16 protein-coding genes are annotated in these 20,458 nt (G+C 70.5%); 4 read left to right on the top strand and 12 right to left on the bottom strand.

Annotated features, from left to right (window positions below; genetic code table 11):
• Positions 1–59: 59 nt before the first annotated feature.
• The 3 genes from topA to ACTMO_RS0116785 form a co-directional block, all read right to left on the bottom strand.
• A complete protein-coding gene (gene topA, locus ACTMO_RS0116775; protein WP_026449335.1) occupies positions 60–2,990 on the bottom strand; it encodes a type I DNA topoisomerase in 2,931 nt (976 codons plus the stop codon).
• 186 nt (positions 2,991–3,176) lie between these two features.
• Positions 3,177–3,761, bottom strand: coding sequence for a hypothetical protein (locus tag ACTMO_RS0116780; protein ID WP_026449336.1), 585 nt, complete (start codon positions 3,759–3,761; stop codon positions 3,177–3,179).
• Positions 3,762–3,925: 164 nt separating this feature from the next.
• Positions 3,926–6,334, bottom strand: a complete 2,409-nt coding sequence (locus ACTMO_RS0116785) for a sodium-translocating pyrophosphatase (protein WP_019855845.1) — start codon at positions 6,332–6,334, stop codon at positions 3,926–3,928.
• A 292-nt stretch (positions 6,335–6,626) separates the two neighbouring features.
• On the opposite strand from ACTMO_RS0116785, the gene ACTMO_RS0116790 reads away from it, so the two are divergent.
• Positions 6,627–8,999 carry a DEAD/DEAH box helicase gene (locus ACTMO_RS0116790; RefSeq protein ID WP_019855846.1) on the top strand — a complete coding sequence of 791 codons (2,373 nt, stop codon included), beginning with the start codon at positions 6,627–6,629 and terminating at the stop codon, positions 8,997–8,999.
• A 101-nt stretch (positions 9,000–9,100) separates the two neighbouring features.
• Here ACTMO_RS0116790 and ACTMO_RS0116795 read toward each other — a convergent pair whose 3' ends face one another.
• The 7 genes from ACTMO_RS0116795 to ACTMO_RS0116825 form a co-directional block, all read right to left on the bottom strand.
• Positions 9,101–9,736 (bottom strand): bifunctional DNA primase/polymerase, encoded by a 636-nt coding sequence (locus tag ACTMO_RS0116795; RefSeq protein WP_019855847.1) that lies wholly within the window; start codon positions 9,734–9,736, stop codon positions 9,101–9,103.
• A gap of 133 nt (positions 9,737–9,869) precedes the next feature.
• On the bottom strand, positions 9,870–10,307 hold the full coding sequence (locus ACTMO_RS23110) for an Rv3654c family TadE-like protein (RefSeq protein WP_019855848.1): 438 nt from the start codon (positions 10,305–10,307) through the stop codon (positions 9,870–9,872).
• Complete coding sequence (locus ACTMO_RS23535; protein ID WP_019855849.1) at positions 10,304–10,741, bottom strand: TadE family type IV pilus minor pilin; 438 nt, start codon at positions 10,739–10,741, stop codon at positions 10,304–10,306. Before ACTMO_RS23535 ends, ACTMO_RS23110 begins: the two co-directional genes overlap by 4 nt.
• 1 nt (position 10,742) lies before the next feature.
• The gene (locus tag ACTMO_RS23960; protein ID WP_084792202.1) at positions 10,743–10,991 is read right to left on the bottom strand and encodes a DUF4244 domain-containing protein; all 249 of its coding nucleotides are present in this window, start codon (positions 10,989–10,991) and stop codon (positions 10,743–10,745) included.
• Between the two features lie 94 nt (positions 10,992–11,085).
• A complete protein-coding gene (locus tag ACTMO_RS22555) occupies positions 11,086–11,862 on the bottom strand; it encodes a type II secretion system F family protein (RefSeq protein ID WP_211212982.1) in 777 nt (258 codons plus the stop codon).
• Complete coding sequence (locus ACTMO_RS0116820; RefSeq protein WP_019855852.1) at positions 11,859–12,656, bottom strand: type II secretion system F family protein; 798 nt, start codon at positions 12,654–12,656, stop codon at positions 11,859–11,861. Before ACTMO_RS0116820 ends, ACTMO_RS22555 begins: the two co-directional genes overlap by 4 nt.
• A 23-nt stretch (positions 12,657–12,679) precedes the next feature.
• A complete protein-coding gene (locus ACTMO_RS0116825) occupies positions 12,680–13,906 on the bottom strand; it encodes a TadA family conjugal transfer-associated ATPase (RefSeq protein WP_084792392.1) in 1,227 nt (408 codons plus the stop codon).
• A gap of 392 nt (positions 13,907–14,298) precedes the next feature.
• Here ACTMO_RS0116825 and ACTMO_RS0116830 point away from each other — a divergent pair, with 392 nt between their 5' ends.
• A complete protein-coding gene (locus ACTMO_RS0116830; RefSeq protein WP_019855854.1) occupies positions 14,299–14,487 on the top strand; it encodes a hypothetical protein in 189 nt (62 codons plus the stop codon).
• A 227-nt stretch (positions 14,488–14,714) separates the two neighbouring features.
• Here the strand turns inward: ACTMO_RS0116830 and ACTMO_RS0116835 are convergent, their stop codons facing one another.
• Positions 14,715–15,065, bottom strand: coding sequence for a hypothetical protein (locus tag ACTMO_RS0116835; protein ID WP_084792394.1), 351 nt, complete (start codon positions 15,063–15,065; stop codon positions 14,715–14,717).
• A gap of 628 nt (positions 15,066–15,693) precedes the next feature.
• On the bottom strand, positions 15,694–16,773 hold the full coding sequence (gene ssd, locus ACTMO_RS0116845; protein ID WP_033402033.1) for a septum site-determining protein Ssd: 1,080 nt from the start codon (positions 16,771–16,773) through the stop codon (positions 15,694–15,696).
• 466 nt (positions 16,774–17,239) lie between these two features.
• On the opposite strand from ssd, the gene ACTMO_RS0116850 reads away from it, so the two are divergent.
• Complete coding sequence (locus ACTMO_RS0116850) at positions 17,240–18,076, top strand: HAD-IB family hydrolase (RefSeq protein ID WP_019855858.1); 837 nt, start codon at positions 17,240–17,242, stop codon at positions 18,074–18,076.
• A gap of 573 nt (positions 18,077–18,649) precedes the next feature.
• A complete protein-coding gene (locus ACTMO_RS0116855; RefSeq protein WP_019855859.1) occupies positions 18,650–20,458 on the top strand; it encodes a glycoside hydrolase family 3 protein in 1,809 nt (602 codons plus the stop codon).

Consider the following 20,458-nt stretch of genomic DNA (forward strand, 5'->3'; position numbering starts at 1 on the left):
TCCGGGTGCGCCACCGGCGGTGGGAGCCACACCGGCCCCAGCCCCGGCGGCGCCCCCGGTCAACCGTTCGAACTGCCCGCGGCACTGCGCGCGTCCCCACCCGCCGAACTCCCCGCGCCGGAGTCCTCGGACGTCGAGGCCGCCGAACCGGCCTTGCGGGTGGAGGACGACTTCGTGCCCTTGGCGGAGGTCCCCTTCCTCCCACCGGAACCGCTCTTCGCCGAACCGTTGGACCGGGAACCGCCGCCACCGGTGGAACCGGTGGTGCTCTTCGACTTCTTCGGGCTCTTCTTCTTGGCCGGGGCCTTGGCCCGGCGTTCGGCCACCAGCTCGATCGCCCGGTCCTTGGTCAGTTCCTCCACCGTGTCGCCCTTGCGCAACGACGCGTTGGTCTCCCCGTCGGTCACGTACGGCCCGAAACGGCCGTCCTTGACCACGAGGGTCCGTCCCGTGTCGGGTTCCTCGCCCAGCTCCCGCAGCGGAGGGGCCGGAGCCCGACGACCACGCTGCTTCGGCTGCGCGTAGAGCTCACGGGCCTGTTCCAGGGTGATGGAGAAGATCTGCTCCTCGTTCTCCAGGGACCGCGAGTCACTGCCCCGCTTGAGGTAGGGGCCGTAGCGGCCGTTCTGGGCGGTGATCACCTCACCGGTGTCCGGATCCGTGCCCACCGTGCGCGGCAACGAGAGCAGCCGCAGCGCGTCGGACAGGGTCACGGTGTCCAACGACATCGACTTGAACAGGCTGGCCGTGCGCGGTTTGCCCTTGGAGCCCTCGGGCAGGATCTCGGTCACGTACGGCCCGAAACGGCCGTCCTTGGCCACGATCTCGTTGCCGGTTTCCGGGTCGGTGCCGAGCCGGTGTCCCTCCATCGGGGTGGCGAACAGCTTCTCCGCCACCTCCGGGGTCAGCTCGTCGGGAGCCAAGGCGTCCGGCAGGTTGGCGCGCTGGGTCTCGCCGCCGTCGCCGTTCTCCCCCGGCGACGTGGCACGTTCCAGATAGGGCCCGTAGCGGCCGACGCGCACGTACACCGTGCGCCCCTGGTCGTCGGTGAACATGGGGATCGAGTTGACCTGCCGGGCGTCGATCTCCTCCACGCCGGAGCCGACGAGCTTCTTCAGCCCACCGGCACGACCGATCGACTCCTGTGGTCCCACGTCACCGCCGAAGTAGAAGCCGTGCAGCCATTTGGTGCGCTGCTGCGCCCCCTCGGCGATGCGGTCGAGCTCGTCCTCCAGTGCCGCCGTGAAGTCGTAGTCCACCAGCCGGGAGAAGTGCTGCTCCAACAGCCCGACCACGGCGAAGGCGATCCACGACGGCACCAGCGCCGAACCCTTCCGCCACACGTAGCCGCGCTCCTGGATGGTGCTGATGATCGAGGCGTAGGTGGAGGGACGTCCGATCCCCAGGTCCTCCAGCGCCTTGACCAGGCTCGCCTCGGTGTAGCGGGCGGGGGGGTTGGTGGTGTGCTCGTCCGGGCGAAGCTCGCCCGCCCGCAGCGACTGGCCCTCGGCCAGCCGGGGCAGGCGCGACTCCGCGTCGTCGGCCACCCCACCGGCCTCGGTGTCCACGGACTCGACGTAGGCCCTGAGGAAACCGGGAAAGGTGATCGTCCGACCGGAGGCGGCGAACACGCACTCCCGTCCGTTCGCGGCGGTGCCGCTCACCCGCACCGTCATCGTGGTGCCCTTGGCGTCGGCCATCTGGGAGGCGATCGTGCGCTGCCAGATCAGCTCGTAGAGCCGGTGGCCGTCGGCGTCCAGCTCGGAGGCCACCTCGCCGGGGGTGCGGAAGTTCTCCCCGGCGGGGCGGATGGCCTCGTGCGCCTCCTGGGCGTTCTTGACCTTGCGCGTGTACTGCCTGGGTTGGGCGGAGAGGTGGTCGTTGCCGTACAGCTCCCCCGCCTGCCTGCGGGCCGCGGACAGCGCCGTGTCGGACAGGGTGGTGGAGTCCGTACGCATGTAGGTGATGTAGCCGTTCTCGTACAACCGCTGCGCCGTGCGCATCGTGCGGTCCGCCGAGAACCGCAGCTTGCGACCGGCCTCCTGCTGCAACGTGGAGGTCATGAACGGCGCGTACGGTTTCCGCGTGTAGGGCTTCTCCTCGACGCTGGACACGGTCAGCTCGGCCGTTTCCAGGCCGGAGGCGAGCTCCCGGGCGTGCTGCTCGTCCAGCACGAGCGCGTCACCGGTCAGCTGCCCGTCCGGACCGAAGTCCCTGCCGGTGGCCAGCTTCTGCCCGTCCACGGTCACCAGCCGCGCGCCGAACTCGCCGTCGCCCTCCTCGGAGCGCAGTGTCGCGGCGATGTCCCAGTACTCGGCGGGGACGAAGCGGATACGCTCGCGCTCCCGCTGTACCACGATGCGGGTGGCCACCGACTGCACCCTGCCCGCCGAGAGCTTCGGCATGACCTTCTTCCACAGCACGGGGCTGACCTCGTAGCCGTAGAGCCGGTCCAGGATGCGCCTGGTCTCCTGGGCGTCGACCAGGTTGTGGTCCAGCTCGCGCGGGTTGGCGGCGGCGGCCCGGATCGCGGACTCGGTGATCTCGTGGAAGACCATGCGGCGCACCGGCACCGAGGGCTGGAGGGTCTCCATCAGGTGCCAGGCGATGGCCTCGCCCTCGCGGTCGCCGTCAGTGGCCAGGTACAGCTCCTCGGCCCCGGAGAGTGCCTCCCGCAGCTCCTCGACCGTCTCCCGCTTGTCGTCGGTCACCAGGTACAGCGGTTCGAAACCGTTGTCCACGTCCACACCGAGCCGCGCCCACGAGTGCCCCTTGTAGTCGGCGGGAACATCGGCCGCACCGCGCGGCAGGTCCCTGATGTGCCCGCGGGAGGACTCGACCTCGTACCCAGCGCCGAGAAAGGAAGCGATCTTGCGCGCCTTCGCCGGGGACTCGACGATCACCAATCGCCGACCGCCGGAACTCCCGGTGGAAGCCTGAGAAGCGCGCCCCTTGGCGCCGTCCTTCTTCGTCCGTGTCGAGCCAGCCACGCCTACCCTGCTCTCGTCCGAAGGTGTCCGATTCGTCAGTGTGCACCCTGCACGGTCGGGTTCACCGCGCCGGGGAACGCACAGCGTGACACACGTCGAGTCAGTTCCGCTCGTTTCACCGGGCCGAACGTCTCCGATGCAGGCGGTGTTCCTCCGTGACGACAGGGGGGATCTGTGTCGAACGACTCACGGCGAGAACGGCCACGCTCCCCCAGCGACGCCCTCCGGCGCCGGTCCGACGAGCTCGGCCAACCGCATCAGACGACGTCTGCCCACGATCCGCAGAGCGGGTTGGCTTCCCGGCGAGCCCACCGTCCGCGCGGGCAGGCCGACCCGACCGAGGGAACTGGCCAACGGTCCGTGCGTTTCCGGCACACCCGGATCCAGCCCGAGAAGATAGCCCCCAGCAGTAGGGGCGCCCGAGACGAGCACCCAGACTCGGAGCGCCGAACCATCCGGGATGAATCCGTTCGGCACCGACTTTACCTCGCCGTGTAACCAGCACGCCGCCAGCTGGGTCAGATCGGCCCGGAAAGGGGTGCGGAGCAGGGAATACCCCGCCTCGTCACGCCCCAGTTCCACGTCCACCCCGCGCTCGGCGCACACCTCGACCAACGCCCGGGCCCGCCACGTCTCGGAGACCACCACGGAAAGCCGTGCGGCCGTGCCACGTCCGAACGTGGTCACCCGTCCCGGCCCGCACAGCAGCCCGGCCAGATCCGCCACACGGGCGGGCCGTGCCTCGGCCGAGAAGAACGAAAGCTGGCCCACGCCGGTGATCGTAGGACCCCCACCGGCCACGCACCAGACTCCGTTCGGCCCGCGCGGGCCACACGACCCGATCGACGGGTGGAAGCGGCCCCGGCAGCCGCCCCCGCGCGCACCCGTGCCGTGATCGGTGGCCCGCCCGGAGTCCTTCCGCCGGGGCCGGAGACTCACCCGACTAACTCGTTGTCGCCCGTGGACTCGGCGATGGCCGTGCTCCTGCGCTTGGAGACGATCACCGCCGCCACGATCGCCCCCACACACAGCACCGCGATCACCGTCCGCAACGGTGCCGAGCCCTCCATGCCCACCGTGACGGTGACCACGGCGGGAGCCACCAGCACCGAAACCAGGTTCATCACCTTCAGCAGCGGGTTGATCGCGGGACCGGCGGTGTCCTTGAACGGATCACCCACGGTGTCGCCGATGACGGTGGCCTCGTGGGCCTCCGAGCCCTTGCCACCGTGGTGACCGTCCTCCACCAGTTTCTTGGCGTTGTCCCAGGCTCCTCCCGAGTTGGCCAGGAAGATAGCCATCAGGGCTCCCACCGCGATCGCCCCGGCCAGATAACCGGCCAGCGGACCGACCCCGAGCCCGAAACCGACCGCCACCGGAGCGAGCACGGCCAACAGCCCCGGAGTGGTCAACTCCCGCAGCGAGTCCCGGGTGCAGATGTCGACCACCCGCCCGTACTCCGGACGCTCCGAACCGTCCATGATTCCGGGCTTGGCGGAGAACTGCCTGCGCACCTCGTACACGACCGCACCGGCCGCCCGGGAGACGGCGTTGATCGCCAGCCCCGCGAACAGGAACACCACCGCGGCGCCGATCGCCACCCCCACGAGCACGTTCGGGGCGTAGACCAGGAACTCGGCCGCCGCGATCTCGACCCCCAGCCCGGCCAGCGCGGAACCGATGGCGTCCCGGTAGGAGCCGAACAGGGCGGTGGCCGCGAGCACGGCCGTGGCGATCGCTATCCCCTTGGTGATGGCCTTGGTGGTGTTGCCCACCGCGTCGAGTTCGGTGAGCACGTCGGCCCCGGAACCCTCGAACTCACCGGACATCTCGGCGATGCCCTGCGCGTTGTCCGCGACCGGCCCGAAGGTGTCCATGGCCACGATCACCCCGACCGTGGTCAGCAGACCGCACCCGGCCAGCGCCACAGCGAACAGGGCCACCGAGATGGAACCGGACAGCAGGAAGGCCCCGAACACCGCGGCGGCGATCACCAGCGTCGTGTACACGGCCGACTCGAAGCCCACCGAGAAGCCGGTGAGGATGACGGTGGCCGGACCCGTGGTGGAGGACTGCCCCACGTCCCGCACCGGTTTGCGTTCGGTCGCGGTGAAGTAGCCGGTGAGCTTGAGGATCACCACGGCCAACGCGATCCCGATGAGCACCGCGACCAGGGCGACCACGGCCGGGTTGCCGGGCAGCTCGCGCACGGAGGGCGCCACCCCGGTCAGCCCCGCGTAGGAGCCGGGCAGGTAGACCAGCGCGGCCACGGCACAGGCCAGCCCGGAGGCCCCGGCGGAGAGGTAGAAGGAACGGTTGATCGACCGCAGCGCCCCCTCGCCCGCGCGGGCCCTGGTGACGTAGACGCCCAGCACCGCCGTGACCACCCCGATCGCGGGCACGATGAGCGGAAACAGCAGCCCCTGGGTGCCGAAGGCGGCCGTGCCCAGGATCAACGAGGCGACCAGAGTGACCGCGTAGGATTCGAAGAGATCCGCGGCCATGCCCGCGCAGTCACCGACGTTGTCCCCGACGTTGTCGGCGATCGTCGCCGCGTTGCGCGGATCGTCCTCGGGGATGTTCTGTTCCACCTTGCCCACCAGGTCCGCGCCCACGTCGGCGGCCTTGGTGAAGATGCCGCCACCGACGCGCATGAACATCGCCAGCAGGGCGGCACCGAAACCGAAACCCTCCAGCACGCGGGGTGCCTGACCCGCGTAGACGAGCACCACCAGGGCGGTGCCGAACAGTCCCAGCCCGATCGTGCTCATCCCGACCACGCCTCCGGTGCGGAAGGCGATCCGCATCGCCTTGGCCCGCCCGCCGGAGGGTTCGTTCGCCGCCGCGGCCACCCGCAGGTTGGCCCGTGTGGACAGCCACATCCCGAGGTAGCCGATGAGGGCGGAGAACACCGCCCCGAACAGGAAGAAGACCGATCTGCCTACGCGCTCCTCCGCGCTTTCGGCGGGCAGCGCGAAAAGCAGCAGGAACACCACCACGGCGAAAACGGCCAGGGTACGGAACTGTCTGTTGAGATAGGCCGCCGCTCCCTCCTGTACCGCCCTGGCGATCTCGCGCATCCGCTCCGAACCCTCACCGGCCGCCAGGACCTCCCTGATGAGGACGTAGCCGACGACCAGCGCGGCGAGCGCGATCACCAGCACCGCGGCGACGAGGGTGTAGTCGGCGGCGTCCAGCCGCAGCTGGTGCAGCTGCGAGTCCTGTGCCAGCAGCCGCGCCCCGTGCGAAAGACGGTCCGGTTCCGCGCCCCCACCTCCCGGCGGCTCGGGACGCGGCGGACCGTGGCCGTCCCACCCGGGGCGGGAAACACTGAGCAGGGACATCCGTCCTCCTCGGTCGTAGTCGGGTGCGCCCTCGGGAACACCTCCCGACGGGCGGTACCCGCGACGCGGGACGAGTCGCGGAACACCCCGCGAGACAGGTCCTGCGTCGCCTCCGTCCACGATGTGTCCTTGTTCACCGTGTGATATTTCACTCGTTCCGAGGTGGGGATTTTTCCATCATGGACCGATCAAGGCATCCGCACGATCACCCGTTCAGGGGCGTCGCGGGCAACAGTCTCCGCGCGCGGACGGCGCCCCCGAACCGGACACACACCTGTGCGAGGCTCGATCCGTGAGTTCCATCGGAGAGGGACCGTCGGGGGCGGAGCCCCACGGCGGAAACGGTCCGGAACTGCTCGACAGGGTGCTGGCCGGAACTCCGCCGGCCGAGTCCCCGCTGCGGCACGTGGAACGGCTCCCCGCCAGACCCGCCCGTCACGGGGAATGGCCGGAGTGGGTTCCGGCACGGGTGCTGCGGGCACTGCGCGCCCGGGGCACGGAACTGCCGTGGAGCCACCAGAGCCGGGCGGCGGAGGCCGCCCACGGGGGAGAGCACGTGGTGCTGGCCACCGGCACCGCCTCGGGAAAGTCCCTGGCCTACCAGCTGCCCGTGCTGGCCGCCCTGGAGCGGGACCCGCGCGCCACGGCGCTGTATCTGTCCCCGACCAAGGCGTTGGGCGCCGACCAGCTCCGTGCCGTGGAGGAACTGGGCCTCGACGGGATCCGGCCCGCCACCCACGACGGCGACACCCCCACGGAGGAACGCGAGTGGACGCGGGCCCACTCCAGATGGGTGTTCACCAATCCGGACATGCTGCACCACAGCATCCTGCCCAGGCACCACCGCTGGGCGCGTCTCTTCCGCGGTCTGACCCACGTCGTCGTCGACGAGTGCCACACCTACCGCGGCGTGTTCGGCTCGCACATCGCCCTGCTGCTGCGCAGACTGCACCGGATAGCCCGACACCACGGCTCCCACCCCGTGTTCGTGCTCGCCTCCGCCACGATCGCCGAACCCGCCCAGCTGGGGCAGCGACTCACCGGACAGCGGTGTCTGGCCGTCACCGAGGACGGCTCCCCGCGCGGGGCACGGGCGGTGGCCCTGTGGGAACCCCCGCTGCTCGACGAGATCACCGGGGAGAACGGGGTTCCGGTACGGCGTTCGGCCGGGGCGGAGACCGCGCGGGTCCTCAGCGACCTCGTTCTCGAGTCCGCCCGGTGCCTGGCGTTCGTCCGGTCCCGTGTGGGCGCGGAACTCGCCGCCGTCGGTGCCGGCCGCGCCCTGCGCGAGGTCGCCCCGGAACTGGCGGACAGGGTGGCCGCCTACCGGGGCGGATACCTCCCCGAACAACGCAGGGAGCTCGAACGAGCCCTGCTGTCCGGGAAGCTGCTCGCGCTGACCACCACCAACGCCCTCGAACTCGGGGTGGACATCTCCGGGCTGGACGCGGTGGTGCTGGCCGGATACCCGGGAACGCTGGCCTCCTTCTGGCAGCAGGCGGGCCGGGCCGGGCGGGAAGGGGGCGACGCGCTGGTCGTGTTCGTGGCCCGCGACGATCCGCTCGACACCTACCTGGTTCATCATCCGTCCGCGGTGTTCGACAAACCCGTGGAGGCCACGGTGCTCGACCCGGGCAATCCGCACGTGCTGCACCCCCACCTGGAGTGCGCGGCCGCGGAACTGCCGCTGGGCGAGCACGACCTGGACGCCTTCGGAGGTGCCGCCGCGCGGGAGGCCGTGGAGGAGCTCCGGAGTGCGGGCAGGCTCCGGGCCCGTCCGAAGGGGTGGTACTGGACGAGTCGGACTCCTCCGCACCGCACGGTGGAGCTGCGCGGCTCGGGGGGACAACAGGTGATGGTCGTCGAGGGGGACACGGGGCGGGTGCTGGGCACGGTGGATCCCGAGTCGGCCCACGGTCTCGTCCACCCGGGCGCCGTCTACCTGCACCGGGGCGAGTCGTTCGTCGTGGACGAACTCGACACGGAGGAGGGGATCGCCCTGGTTCACGCCGAGGACCCCGAGTGGCACACCACCCCACGCGAGGAAACCGACATCACGGTGCTGGAGACCCAGCGCGGACACCGTCTCGCCCCCAGTGTGGCCGCCCACCTCGGCTCCGTGGAGGTCACCTCGCGGGTGGTCGGTTATCTCCGCAGACTGCCCAGCGGGGAGATCCTCGACCAGGCACCGCTGGACCTGCCGGCTCGCAGGCTGACCACGCTCGCCGTCTGGTACACCCTCGACCAGGAGTCCCTGACCGGCAGCGCGCCGGGAAGCGCCGGACTGGATCCGGCACGTGTTCCCGGCGCGCTGCACGCGGCCGAGCACGCGGCGATCGGCCTGCTACCGCTGTTCGCCACCTGCGACCGCTGGGACATCGGCGGGGTGTCCACCGCGTCGCACCCGGACACCGGGGAGGCGACGGTGTTCGTGCACGACGGTCACCCCGGAGGCGCCGGCTTCGCCGAACGGGGCTTCGCCGCGCTGCATCCCTGGCTGGCCGCCACGCGGGAGGCGATCGTCTCCTGCGAGTGCCCGGCTGGCTGCCCTTCCTGCGTGCAGTCACCGAAGTGCGGCAACGGCAACGAACCGCTGGACAAGGCCGGAGCCGTGGCCGTGCTCGACGTGGTGCTGGCCGGTGACCAAGCGGTTCCTACGGAATGAGCCACCGAGGTGCTCGGGTACCGGCACGTGAGTCGACGCCTCGCGCCGTCGCGGGGCATCCGACCCACGCACCGACACCCGAGCCACTCCGTCCGAGGGAGTCACGCGAACACCGCGAGGGTCCGGGCGTTGTCACTGGCGCGTTCGGCCGGATCGTGCAGCCCGGTCAGCAGGGCCTCCTGCACGTGCTCCGGCTCGGGCAGCCACCAGTCGCACACCTGGGGTTTGACCCGCCAGTGCAGCACCCCCTGGGGGAAGGTCGACGGCGGGAGCGGCACCCAGCTGCCCCCGGAGTGCAGCACGAGTCCCGCCGCCCCGAGTTCCTCGTGCAGTCGCTGCCCACCACGGCTCAGGAAGTACCACCGCCCGTGGGGGGTGGCGGCCATCGGAACCGGGCGTCCCCGCCCGCGGAGCGCGCGGGCCGCGCGGCGGCCGAGGTCGGCCTCCACCTCGATCGCCTCGATCTCCGGACCGGTGGCCAGCAGGACGCTGTGCGGGTGTTTCGACCACCACGCGGCGATCCCGTCGGTGTTCCCCGCTCTGTCCGCCCAGTCCTCCCACACCGGGATCGGACCTTCCGACAGGACCTCCTCCGACGAGGAGTCCGAAGCGCTCCATCCTCCCGGGACCGGATAGGTCCCCGGAAAGACCGGCCAGCCGCGCGAGACCAGTTCGAGAACCTGAACACGCAGCTCGATCCGGAAGGCGCTGTGCCAACCTTCCGCCGCCAAATCCATTCCGTCTCGCCTCCTTGTTCCGGGCTCGTACTCCCACGAAACGGCACCGCTGGGTGTCGAGTACACCCCCGTGTCGACGACCGGTAGCCGGAGAACGGCGAGCGTGATTCGGATAACAGGACGACCGAAGAACTCAGCATGACGAGTGGTCGTGCCGACACCGTTCATCGTGGACCGGACCCGCGTGTGCCCTGCCGGTGACACGCCGGAACCCCGGCGGCCCGACGTTCCGGGAGGACGCGGTACGCACCCGGGCGTGCCCCTGCCGCATCCGGCAGGAAAGCAACACGATCCCGGTGTCCCGCACCACGCGCTCCGCCCGGGCACAGGCGGTGTCCGTTCCCCACGGCGCGTGCGCGGCCGCCGCGAGAGCCGCCAGGTCGGCGGTGCCCTGCACGCGGTGGCGTTCCACCACCAGGCTGCCCACCTGGAGTCCCAACCACACCACCGTCAGCACGGCCACGGACAACACCGCCCCCACGAGCGTGATCCCACCCCGGTCGTCGCCCCCACCGGAGACTCCCACCGGTCTCCCACCCCCGAAAGCGGCCGATCTCCGTTCCGCGTTCACCCGGAAACACCTCCGAGATCTCCGGAACCCGCCGGGACGTCCACCCCCGGTTCCCGTACCGCACGGGCCTCCGCCCGCAGCTCGGGAACCAGCCCTCCGGCAGGGGCGGCCGTGACCACGACCGAGACGTGGTCCTTGTCCCGCCGCACGGTGAGTTCGGCTTCCCACGGGGACAGCGCCCGCACCGCCTGCCGCGCTCGTTCGGAGTCACCCCTGGCCACCAGCCTCGCCGCCTCCATCGCGGCGTCGGTGCAGCGAAGCTGGACGAACACCGCAGAGACACCGACCAGCACCAACGTGAACGCGGCCATCAGCGAGCAGATCCCCAGCGCGGCCTCCACGGTGACCGCGCCTGCCTCCGAACCCCCGTTCCCGAGGGGCCGCCGGGCCGCGACCGGCTCCGCCCCGGGGGAGCCGTCGAGGTCACCGGTCATCTCACGAGCCCCCGCCGAACGAAGGTTCCGACAGGGCCCGCCGCACCAACGAACTCAGCGCCTCGGTCACCGCGTCACTGGTGACCACGGTGTAGAGCAACGCGGCGAACGCGGCGGCGGCAAGGGTCCCGATCGCGTACTCGGCGGTGCTCATGCCCTCCTCCCCGCCGAGAGGACGACGTACTCCCCGTCCGAGACGGCGAAGGAGTTTCCTCGCACCTCGGTGCGGCAGCGTTCCGGACACCACCATGATGCTGTTTCCCTTCCTCTTCGGATTGCCGACAACACACCTTCCGCGCCTTCCGGGCGCGGCTTCCCACCCCGACGGACCGGAGGGCGTCCCGTCACCGGGTCAGCTCCAGGCCGTGCACCATCCCCAGCACGACGGGCAACACCCCCAGACAGAAGAAGGCGGGCAGAAAACACAGCCCGAGCGGAGCGGTCACCCACACCTCGGTCCGCCGCACTCGGGCTTCGGCCTCCTCGCGTACCTCTTCCCAGGCCCGCGCGGACAGCTCCTCGGCGGCCGGGGTCAGACCGCTACCGCTGCGCGCGCTGCGCCGCGCTGCACCGGCCAGCTCGGCGGTCTCGGGCACCCGCGAGGCGGGTTCCCATGCGGCCACCGGGTCCGAGCCCAGTTCGAGCGCGCGGGCGACTTCGTTCAGCACCTCCGCCGCCCGCCCCTCGAACTCCTCGGCCACCTCCCGCAACAGCACCGGTGTCGACAGCCCCGCCCGTACTCCCGCCGCGAACAGGTTCCATCCCGCCGCCGAGCGCAGTGGTGAGAACTTCTTCCGGGGGTTTCGAGTAAGCCACGCGTGGAGGCCCCAAGCCGTCCCGGCGCCCGACAGGCCTGCCGCCACCGGCCCGAACAGCACCGCTGCCGCGAGACCGGCGAGCAGGCCGGCGCCCGCCGCAAGCGAAGCCGCTCCCCCACGCCGCCGGACGAAGGTGGCCGCCCGCGCTCGGAGCTGCCGGGCTCCTCCGAAACGGGACGGGATCCTCGGCTCCGCGCGAACACGCAGGCGGCTTCGCGAGGCTGTTCCCCCGCCCAGCAGCACCACCGCGGTGCCCAGGGCGAGCAACGCGAACGGGAGCGTCGAACCGACGTGGGGGTTCACGACCGCACCGCCGTTTCGGTCAGCCGCCGGATCCACAGCACACCGGCGCACAACAGTACGGCCCCCACCAGCAACAGGAGCTGTCCCACCGGGTCCGTGGCGAGCACGCCGAGCGGATCGGCCCCACTGGCCTGTCCCAGCAGCAGGCCGAGCACCGGCAGGCCGGTCAGCACTGTCGCGGTCGCCCGGGGCCCGGCCAGTTTCGCCTCGACCTCCCTGGCCAGACGCGCCCGCTGTTCCGCGTCCAGCCGAACGGCCTCCAACAGTCCGACCGGGGCCACGCCGTAGTGCTCGGACAGTCTCCAGCACCGCCTGAGTCGTTCCACCACGGGACGCAGCCCGTCCGGACAGCGCTCGTGTCCCCCCGACCCGGCCGGGCCACCCAGCCGAGTGGCCACGGCCAGTCCCTCGAAGACGGTGGAGACGGTTCCCCTCGTTTCGGCGGCCACCCCGGCAGCGGCCGATTCCGGGACGGCACCGCTACGCAGTTCACCGGTCATCATGCGCAGCCCGGAGGCCAACTCGGTCAGCGCGCGTGCCGTCTCCGCGAACCGAGCGCTCCTTTCCCCGGTCCGCAGCATCACCGTCACCACCAGTGACACGGACACGGCTCCCGCCGGCCCCAGCAGCGTCCATCCGAACAGGGCCGCCGCCCAGGGGGCGAGTGGGCGGAAGGACCGGGGGCGCACCGACCGGGGACGTGCCCCCTCCTCGGAAGCCAGTCTGCGCGCCGGAGTGGGCGTGGGCCAGCACAGCAGGGCAGTGACCAGCAGGAGCGGTAGCGCGACGGCCACGGGTGACAGTCCTCGCACCCCGCTCACCCCGTTTCCGGACGGTGCTCGGCCACGGCCTCCAGCAGGGGAGTACGCGCGGCGCCCCAGCCCTCGTCCACGTCCCAGGCGGGAACCACCCGGGTGTGGGTTCCGTGACGACGCAGCAGACCGATCCCGGCGAGATGCCTTCCCCGGCGGGAGTCCCGGCGCATGTGCAACACCACCCGGACGGCGGCGGCGAGCTGGCCGTGCAGGGCGGCCCTTCCCAGCCCGCCCTGTGCCCCCAGTGCTTCCATCCTGGCCGGCACCTCCTCGGGGGAGTTGGCGTGCACCGTCCCGGCTCCACCCTCGTGTCCGGTGTTCAACGCGGACAGCAGGTCACACACCTCCGCTCCTCTCGTCTCCCCCACCACCAGGCGATCCGGTCGCATCCGCAGCGCCTGGCGAACCAGGTCGCGAAGTCGGATCTCCCCGTTGCCCTCGATGTTCGGTGGTCTGGTGACGAGCCGGACCACGTGCGGATGCACCGGTTGCAGCTCCCCGGCCTCTTCCACGCACACGATGCGTTCGCCCCGGTCCACCTCGCCGAGCAGCGCCGACAGCAACGTGGTCTTGCCCGCGCCGGTGCTGCCGGAGACCAGGAAGGCCAGCCGGGCGGCCACGACCGAACGCAGCAGTTCGGTGGTGGCCGCGTCGAAGGTTCCCAGTTCCCGCAGGGTGTCCAGCCCGTGGTTGGCCGGGCGGAGAACCCGCAGCGAGATACAGGTTCCCCGGGCGGCCACCGGTGCCAGCACGGCGTGCAGGCGCACCGCCACCCCCTCACGGGTTCCGGGCAGCCATCCGTCGACCCACGGACACGCGTCGTCGAGCCTGCGTCCGGTCGCCGTGGCCAGACGTTGGGCGAGTCTGCGCACCTCCTGCTCCCCACCGAAGCGGAGATCGGCGCGCCGCACACCGTCCCCGTGGTCCACCCACACCTCCTCGGGGCCGGTGACCAGCACGTCCGTCACTCCGGGGGTTGCCAACAGCTCCTCCAGGGGACCGGCTCCGAAGAACTCCCTGTGCAGACGTCGCACGGCGGCGAGCACGTCCCGCTCACCGAGTGGGGTCTCGGTTTCCTCCCGCACTGCCGCGGCCACGGCCCGCGCGGTCACCTCACCTCCCTCGGCGATCAGACGCGTCCGCACCCGGGAGACGAGTTCCTCGTCCGGATGTCCGTGCTCCGGTGAGGAGGCGGACGTGCCCGGGCCGTCACGAGGATCCAGGAACATCACCAGCACCCGCTTTCGGCGTCGGAGTCTTCCGCACGCCCGAGGGCGTGCCCGGACTCCACCCTGCGCCGAACGGAAGGCCGTTCCCACCCCGTCTTTCCCTGTCTGCGGATGATTTCCACCCCTGTGGACAAACATCACCGAGAACATCGCGGACAGTGACCGGGAGTCGACACCGGGAGACGAACGAACAACTCGCTGACCACGCAAAGAAGTCGCCAGGAAGCCGGAGCGTCAGAATCTCCGCTCTTGTAAACCAAAAACGCGAAAAATAACCCTATCGTGTTAAACATCGGACGGAGCGGCGTGGAGCGACCGCGCAGGAAGACGTGCTGTCATGCCGACGTAGCCGCCGGAAGAGCCCTCGGCACACGAAGGATCGGAGCCACGACGTGTACGAACGGACGGACGAGTCGTCCACCACGGACCTCCCCGCGCTGTTGACCCGTTACGGCGAGCTCGCGGTCGAGCTGGAGGAGACCACCTCCGCCGAGCGGGCCGAGCGGCTGCGGGCCTCCCTCGCCGAGCTGGACACGATGCTCGACCATCTCAATTCGAGTACCCACCGAGTCGAGCCGTGACCGGTCCGCGCCGAAGTCCCCTCGGGCACGAACAGCCGCACCGTTCCTCCGGAGGGGATAACGAGAAGAGTAAATGAATTTCTTTCAGAAATCGTGGGGTGTCGAACGCCGAACCCGCCGATCGCGCGCCGGATCCAACACCGGAGCACACGAGTCCGGTCTCCCCGAAAAACCCCGGCCGTGCCCGGAACAGGGCAGACCCGCCCCCACGATGGCGCGAAACACCCTCAGATGTGCACGCCCAGCATCTCCGCCGCCGTGCGCGTGGAGGGTCCCGCATCGTGGTCGTAGGTCTCGACCGCGGGCTGCTTGCGCGGACTCGGCGGAACCCCTCGTCCGGACTCACCGGCCCCCGCGTCGTTCAACACCCGTCTGATCTCACGCTCGGTGGCGGCGTGAGCTCGTGCGCTGGCCTCCGCCGTCTCCGCGGCGGAAAGCAACCCCCGTGCGGCGCTGTCGGCCAGTTCGGAACTGACCGCGGAATGCCTGCAGAGCACGAGAGCTATCTCGTCGACCAACCCGGAATCGACGGAGCCGAGAGCGGTGCGAACCACACTCTCGGCAATCGTGATATCCATCGGTCGGGGGATGACACGGGAAGACTCGGACACCGCGAACCTCCTCACAGCACAGTGCGAACAACCGCCGGTCCGAACCGGACCCGTTCGGGGTCACCACGAAAACAGACGGACCACGAGGAAGGCGTGGTACCCCGGAGAACGCTGCGGACGAGTTTAACGCCGTCGCAGCAGCCTCGCCGGATCGAACAGGGGACCAGCCGGAAAAGTCCCGAAAGGATCTCTGCTGCTCCTCATTCACCCGGAAAAACACGAGCGCCCGTCCTGCGCACCGTGCGAACGAAACACCCCTTCGCTACACTCGCGAAAAAACCGGAACCGAGATCCGGTTTTCGGGAAAATCTCCTCCGAACATCCGGCCTGACGGCCCGAATTATCCACTCTCGGCGGATCCCGGAACCGGATCGACCACTCCGTGGCGGAAACGACTTTCCCTCGTTCCGAACTCCCGCACCGCGAACACGATCAAGGAAAACGTCGCTCGGGCGACGTCCGCCACCCCGCCACTCGACGGGACAACCGTCGACTTCCTTGATATCATGTCGAATCCCCGTCCGAGAACGAGGAGACAATCGAGTTCCCGAATCGCAATCCGAGTGTCATCGGAATTCGATCGGGCGCGGCCACATCACGCCAGCCGGCTCGTCCCACACAAAGCGTCCAGGACTCTCCGCGCCGCTCGGACGGAAGGTCCCCGCATTCCGCAGCCGTGCAACCCGAACCGGTCCACGAGTCGAGCCAGACGCGGATCCGCACGCACGGCGGCCACTACCTCGATCCCGAGGACGTCCCGCACGTCCGCGACCCGCAGCCCGCCCGGTGCGGGACCCCGCACGACCGCACGAACCGGGGTGTCCCTGCCCTCCAGGGTTCGCAGCAGTCGCCTGGCCGCCGTGCAGGCGCGGACCTCGGCGGGGACCACGAGAACGACCAGATCGGCCCTGTCGAGCAACGCGCGCGCCGTTTCGTCGGGTGGGCGGGGCAGATCGCAGACAACGAGATCCCCCGCCCTGCTGCCCGCCTCGACCACGGCCTCCACCGCAGGTGCCGACATCTCACCCTGCCCGTCCCGCCCGGCGGGGCAGAGCACGGAGAGCGCTCCGGAACCGAACCATCGGGTCGGTGCCGCCTCCCGCAGGGACGCCGCCGTCGGGCTGCTCGTGCCCACGGAGAGGTCGGCCCACCGGATGCCGGCGGCGCGTTCCTGCCCGAGCGCGAAATCCAACCCCCCACCCAGAGGGTCGCAGTCGAGCAACAGACAACGCCGTCCCGACCGGGCCGCGAGCACTCCGGTCAGCGCGGACAGCACCGAGGCTCCGGCGCCTCCGCATCCGCCGAGCACCGCCAGCACCTCCCCGGAACGGAGTGCCCCGCCCTCGGTCAGGCCGACCAGCATCTCCAGCAGCCGTGGCTCCTCGGAGGACAGGTCGAAGGCCTGCTCGGCTCCACGGTGAAAGGCCTCCCTCCAGAAGGAGGGATCCGGACTCCGCTCGACGAGGACCAGTCCCTTCCGGCGCGGCAGGCCGACGGCGGCACACCGCTCGGCCGCGGGGGTGTCGAGCAACACCACCGGCGCCGTGGCCCACGGTTTGGCTTCCTCCCCGGGCGAGAAACGCCGTGGCGCACACCCCGCCGCCGCCGCGATACGGGACAGTTCCCCGGCCAGTTCCGCGTCCGCGGTGACCACCAACGGTTCCGGTACCGCCACCACACACCCCCTGGAACACCTCGTCACCCACCGCCCTGCTCCCACAGGAGGGGCCCACGTCCTCCCGCGATCCGGCCGCGGCTCTCGGAAGCCACGGTGGAGGCTGGCGACGAACCTGCCAAGCACGGATCCGCCGGGATGTGGACGAACGAAGAGACCCGTGGACAACCACGGGAGTTTTCGAGAGTGGCCCCCGCCAGGGGGGAGGGACGGGGGCCACCCGAGGTTCAGCCCCGGGGGGTCGGGCTGAACTATCCGGTGCACCGGACGACTCCACTGTATCTTCTCGCTTCCAGTGTGTGCGTTGCGTCCGTTGAGAGGAATATTCCTCGGTCAAAACGAAGACGTCGTACACCCTTGTGGGCGATGCTCGGTCACACAGAGAGTCGAGTCGGGACATTCCGGGCCATCCACCACCGGTGGACGAACACCACCACCGCGAGCCCGCGACTCCTATGCTGGAGACGTGACCGAGTCCGAGCCCTCCCACACCGAGACCGCCTCCTCCGGCACAGCTGCCTACTTCGAACTGGACAGAACGGTCGTGGCCAGATCCAACACGCTCTCCTTCAGCAGACCGTTCTTCCAGGAAGGTCTCATCAACCGACGTGCCGTCCTCAAAAGCACCTACGCCCAGTTCGTGTTCATGTTGGCCGGAGCCGACGCCGACCAGATGGACCGGATGCGCGCGCACCTGGTCTCGCTGTGCGCCGGGTGGGAGGTGGAGCAGGTTGAGGCGCTCGTGGCGGAGACCCTGCACGACATCGTCGACCCCCTCGTCTACCGGGAGGCCGTCCAGCTCATCGCCGAGCACAAGGAGCAGGGCGACGAGGTGATCATGCTCTCCCCCTCCGGAGAGGAGCTCGTCGCCCCGCTGGCCAGGCTGTTGGGCGCCACCGACTGGGCCGGCAGCAGGATGCGGGTGGAACAGGGACGCTACACCGGCGAGCTGGAGTTCCACTGCGCGGGCGGCAACAAGGCCGTGGCCGCCGAACGGATCGCCGAACGACGCGGCCACGACCTGCGTCGGTGTTACGCGTACTCGGACTCGACCGAGGACCTGCCGCTGCTGGAGCTGGTGGGACACCCGGCGGTGATCAACCCGGACCGGGAGCTCCGCAAGGAGGCCGTCCAGCGCGGATGGCCCTCCCTGGCCTTCGAGCACCCCGTGTCGATGCACGCGCGTTTTCCCACCCCCTCGGCGACCACCGTCACCGCGGCGGCCGTGGGAGTGGGAGCCGCCGCGGCCGGAGCCGCCTGGTACGGCCTGTGGTACCGGCAACGCAGACGCCGCTACCGCTGACCGGGGCCTGGAGAACTTCGGGTGTGGAGGCGGACGGGAGGCGCTGGCACACACGAGGGCTTGCGGTGACCCGCGTCGCGGACTACAAAGGAAGTACGGACCCCTGCACAGGGCAGGGACGTTGTGGAGGAGAAACAACGTCCCCCGGTCAGGGCTCCGTGCGCGATGGCGGGAACCCACGCGCAGCCACTGAATAAAAGGCAAGGTCGTTCTCAGGGTTGCGTACCGGGACGCCGGACGCCGAGCCCGCAGGATACGACGAGAGAGCACGCTTGGTACCCCGCACGTTCGCGCAGGAGACGGCGCTCGCCAGTACGCCCGGCGGGCGCCGTCGCGTGTCGGCGGTGCAACGCTCCCGCCCGTTCCCCCGAGAGACCCGCGATGATCACGCACGGTATCGACGCCGGCGCGTACCGTTGACCACGGTCTCCGAGGTGGGTAGCTTACGGATCCGGTCGGGTAATCGGTGAAACACCCGCGACCGACGGTGGCGGGGGCGCGACCGGCCCACCCGAAACCCGCCCGGGAGAACCGGAGGTCAACGTGCCCTGGACAGTCGGCCGTCGTCATCTGATGACCGCGACGCTCGCCGCGACGACGCTGGGAGCCGCGGGCTCGGCGAGCGATCCCGGCGCCGACCGCCCCTCCGGGGCAACGCCCTCCCCCGTCCCGACACCGCCCCGCACGAGCGACCTCCCGGACTGGGCGGACCGCGTCGTCGCGGGAATGTCCCTGCCCCGGAAGGTGGGGCAGCTGTTCGTCACCGTCGTCTACGGGCCCCGGGCCGACTCCTCCCACCCCGGCAACCGCGAGGAACACGGACTCGACACCCCGGAGGAGGTGGTGCGCGCCTTCCATCCCGGCGGTGTCATCCACTTCTCCTGGACCGACAGCCTGCACCACCCCCGTCAGATCGCCGAGCTGTCGAACGACCTGCAACGCGCGGCCCTGGACTCCGGAGCGGGTCTCCCCCTGACGATCGCGACGGACCAGGAGCAGGGGCTGGTCACCCGCATCGGCCCGCCCGCGACGGTGTTCGCCGGCAACATGGCCCACGGGGCGGCGCGCGACCCGCACCTGGCCCGCAGAGCCGCCTTCGTCACCGGCCACGAACTGCGCGCCATGGGGATCACCCAGAACTTCGCCCCCGTCGGCGACGTCAACGTCAACCCCGAGAACCCGGTGATCGGGGTACGCTCCTTCGGCTCGGACCCGGAGCTGGTAGCCCGGATGACCCGAGCCCAGGTGCGGGGCTACCAGGACACGGGAGCCCCCTCGGAGACCGTCTCGGCGGCCGTGAAGCACTTCCCGGGCCACGGGGACACCACGGTGGACAGTCACACGGCACTGCCCGTCATCGAACACACCGACAGCCAGTGGCGCCGGCTGGACGCCCCACCGTTCCGAGCCGCGATCTCGGCGGGGGTGGACGCGGTGATGACGGCACACATCCGGTTCCCCGGCCTGGACGACTCGGGGGAACCGGCGACGCTCTCCCGCACCCTTCTCACCGGACTGCTGCGGGAGGAACTCGGTTTCGACGGGGTGATCGTCACCGACTCGCTGCGAATGCGTGGAGTGCGCGAGCTGCACCCGGACGAGTCCGTGGCGGTGCTGGCGCTGCGTGCCGGTGCGGACCAGCTGCTGATGCCTCCGAACCTTTCCGAGGCCGTGGATGCGGTCGTCGCGGCGGTGCGCGACGGAAGGCTGTCCGTGGACGCCATCGACCGCAGCGTCGCCCGGATACTGCGGGCCAAGGCACGACGGGGAGTGATCACCGATCCGCTGGTGCGGCTGTCCGCCGTGGAACGCGTGGTCGGCAGTCCACGGAACCTGCGGGAGGCCCGGCGGGTCACCGACCCCACGGTCACCCTCCTGCGGGACGAGCCCGGGCTGCTCCCGCTGCGCCACCCACCGGAGGGGGTGCTGGTCACCGGCTGGGGGACGCAGACCTGTGCGGAGCTGGCCGACCGGCTGCGGAGACGGGGGTCCCGGGTGCGCACGCTGCCCACGGGAGCGAGCCCCACCGAGGAGGACGCGGCCCGGGTCGCGCGCGAGGCCGCCGAGTACGACCTGGTGCTCGTGCTGACCAACGCCGCGTGGAAGGAGGACCGGGCGGGTCAACGCGAACTCGCGCGGGCCCCGGCGGAAGCCGGGGTGCCCACGATAGCCGTGGCGGTGCGGGATCCCTACGACGCGGCCCACGTCGAACGGATCGGAACCTGGCTGACCACCTACTCCCACCGTCCGGTGGCTATGGAGTCGCTGGCCCGCGTGCTGTTCGGGGAGACCTCCCCTCAGGGCAGGCTTCCGGTGCCCGTTCCGGATCCGCAACGTCCGGACACCGACCGTTACCCGTTCGGACACGGCATCACCTGGTGA

Origin of the sequence: Actinopolyspora mortivallis DSM 44261 (assembly GCF_000384035.1) — a bacterium.
In the GTDB taxonomy this organism is placed as follows: domain Bacteria; phylum Actinomycetota; class Actinomycetes; order Mycobacteriales; family Pseudonocardiaceae; genus Actinopolyspora; species Actinopolyspora mortivallis.

Excerpts from the sequence above, each read along its gene's own strand:
- ACTMO_RS0116785 (WP_019855845.1), bottom strand. The coding sequence starts at position 6,334 with ATGTCCCTGCTCAGTGTTTCCCGCCCCGGGTGGGACGGCCACGGTCCG.
- ACTMO_RS0116795 (WP_019855847.1), bottom strand. The coding sequence starts at position 9,736 with ATGGATTTGGCGGCGGAAGGTTGGCACAGCGCCTTCCGGATCGAGCTG.
- ACTMO_RS23535 (WP_019855849.1), bottom strand. The coding sequence starts at position 10,741 with ATGACCGGTGACCTCGACGGCTCCCCCGGGGCGGAGCCGGTCGCGGCC.
- ACTMO_RS23960 (WP_084792202.1), bottom strand. The coding sequence starts at position 10,991 with ATGGTGGTGTCCGGAACGCTGCCGCACCGAGGTGCGAGGAAACTCCTT.
- ACTMO_RS0116825 (WP_084792392.1), bottom strand. The coding sequence starts at position 13,906 with ATGTTCCTGGATCCTCGTGACGGCCCGGGCACGTCCGCCTCCTCACCG.
- ACTMO_RS0116835 (WP_084792394.1), bottom strand. The coding sequence starts at position 15,065 with ATGGATATCACGATTGCCGAGAGTGTGGTTCGCACCGCTCTCGGCTCC.
- ACTMO_RS0116855 (WP_019855859.1), top strand. The coding sequence starts at position 18,650 with ATGACCGCGACGCTCGCCGCGACGACGCTGGGAGCCGCGGGCTCGGCG.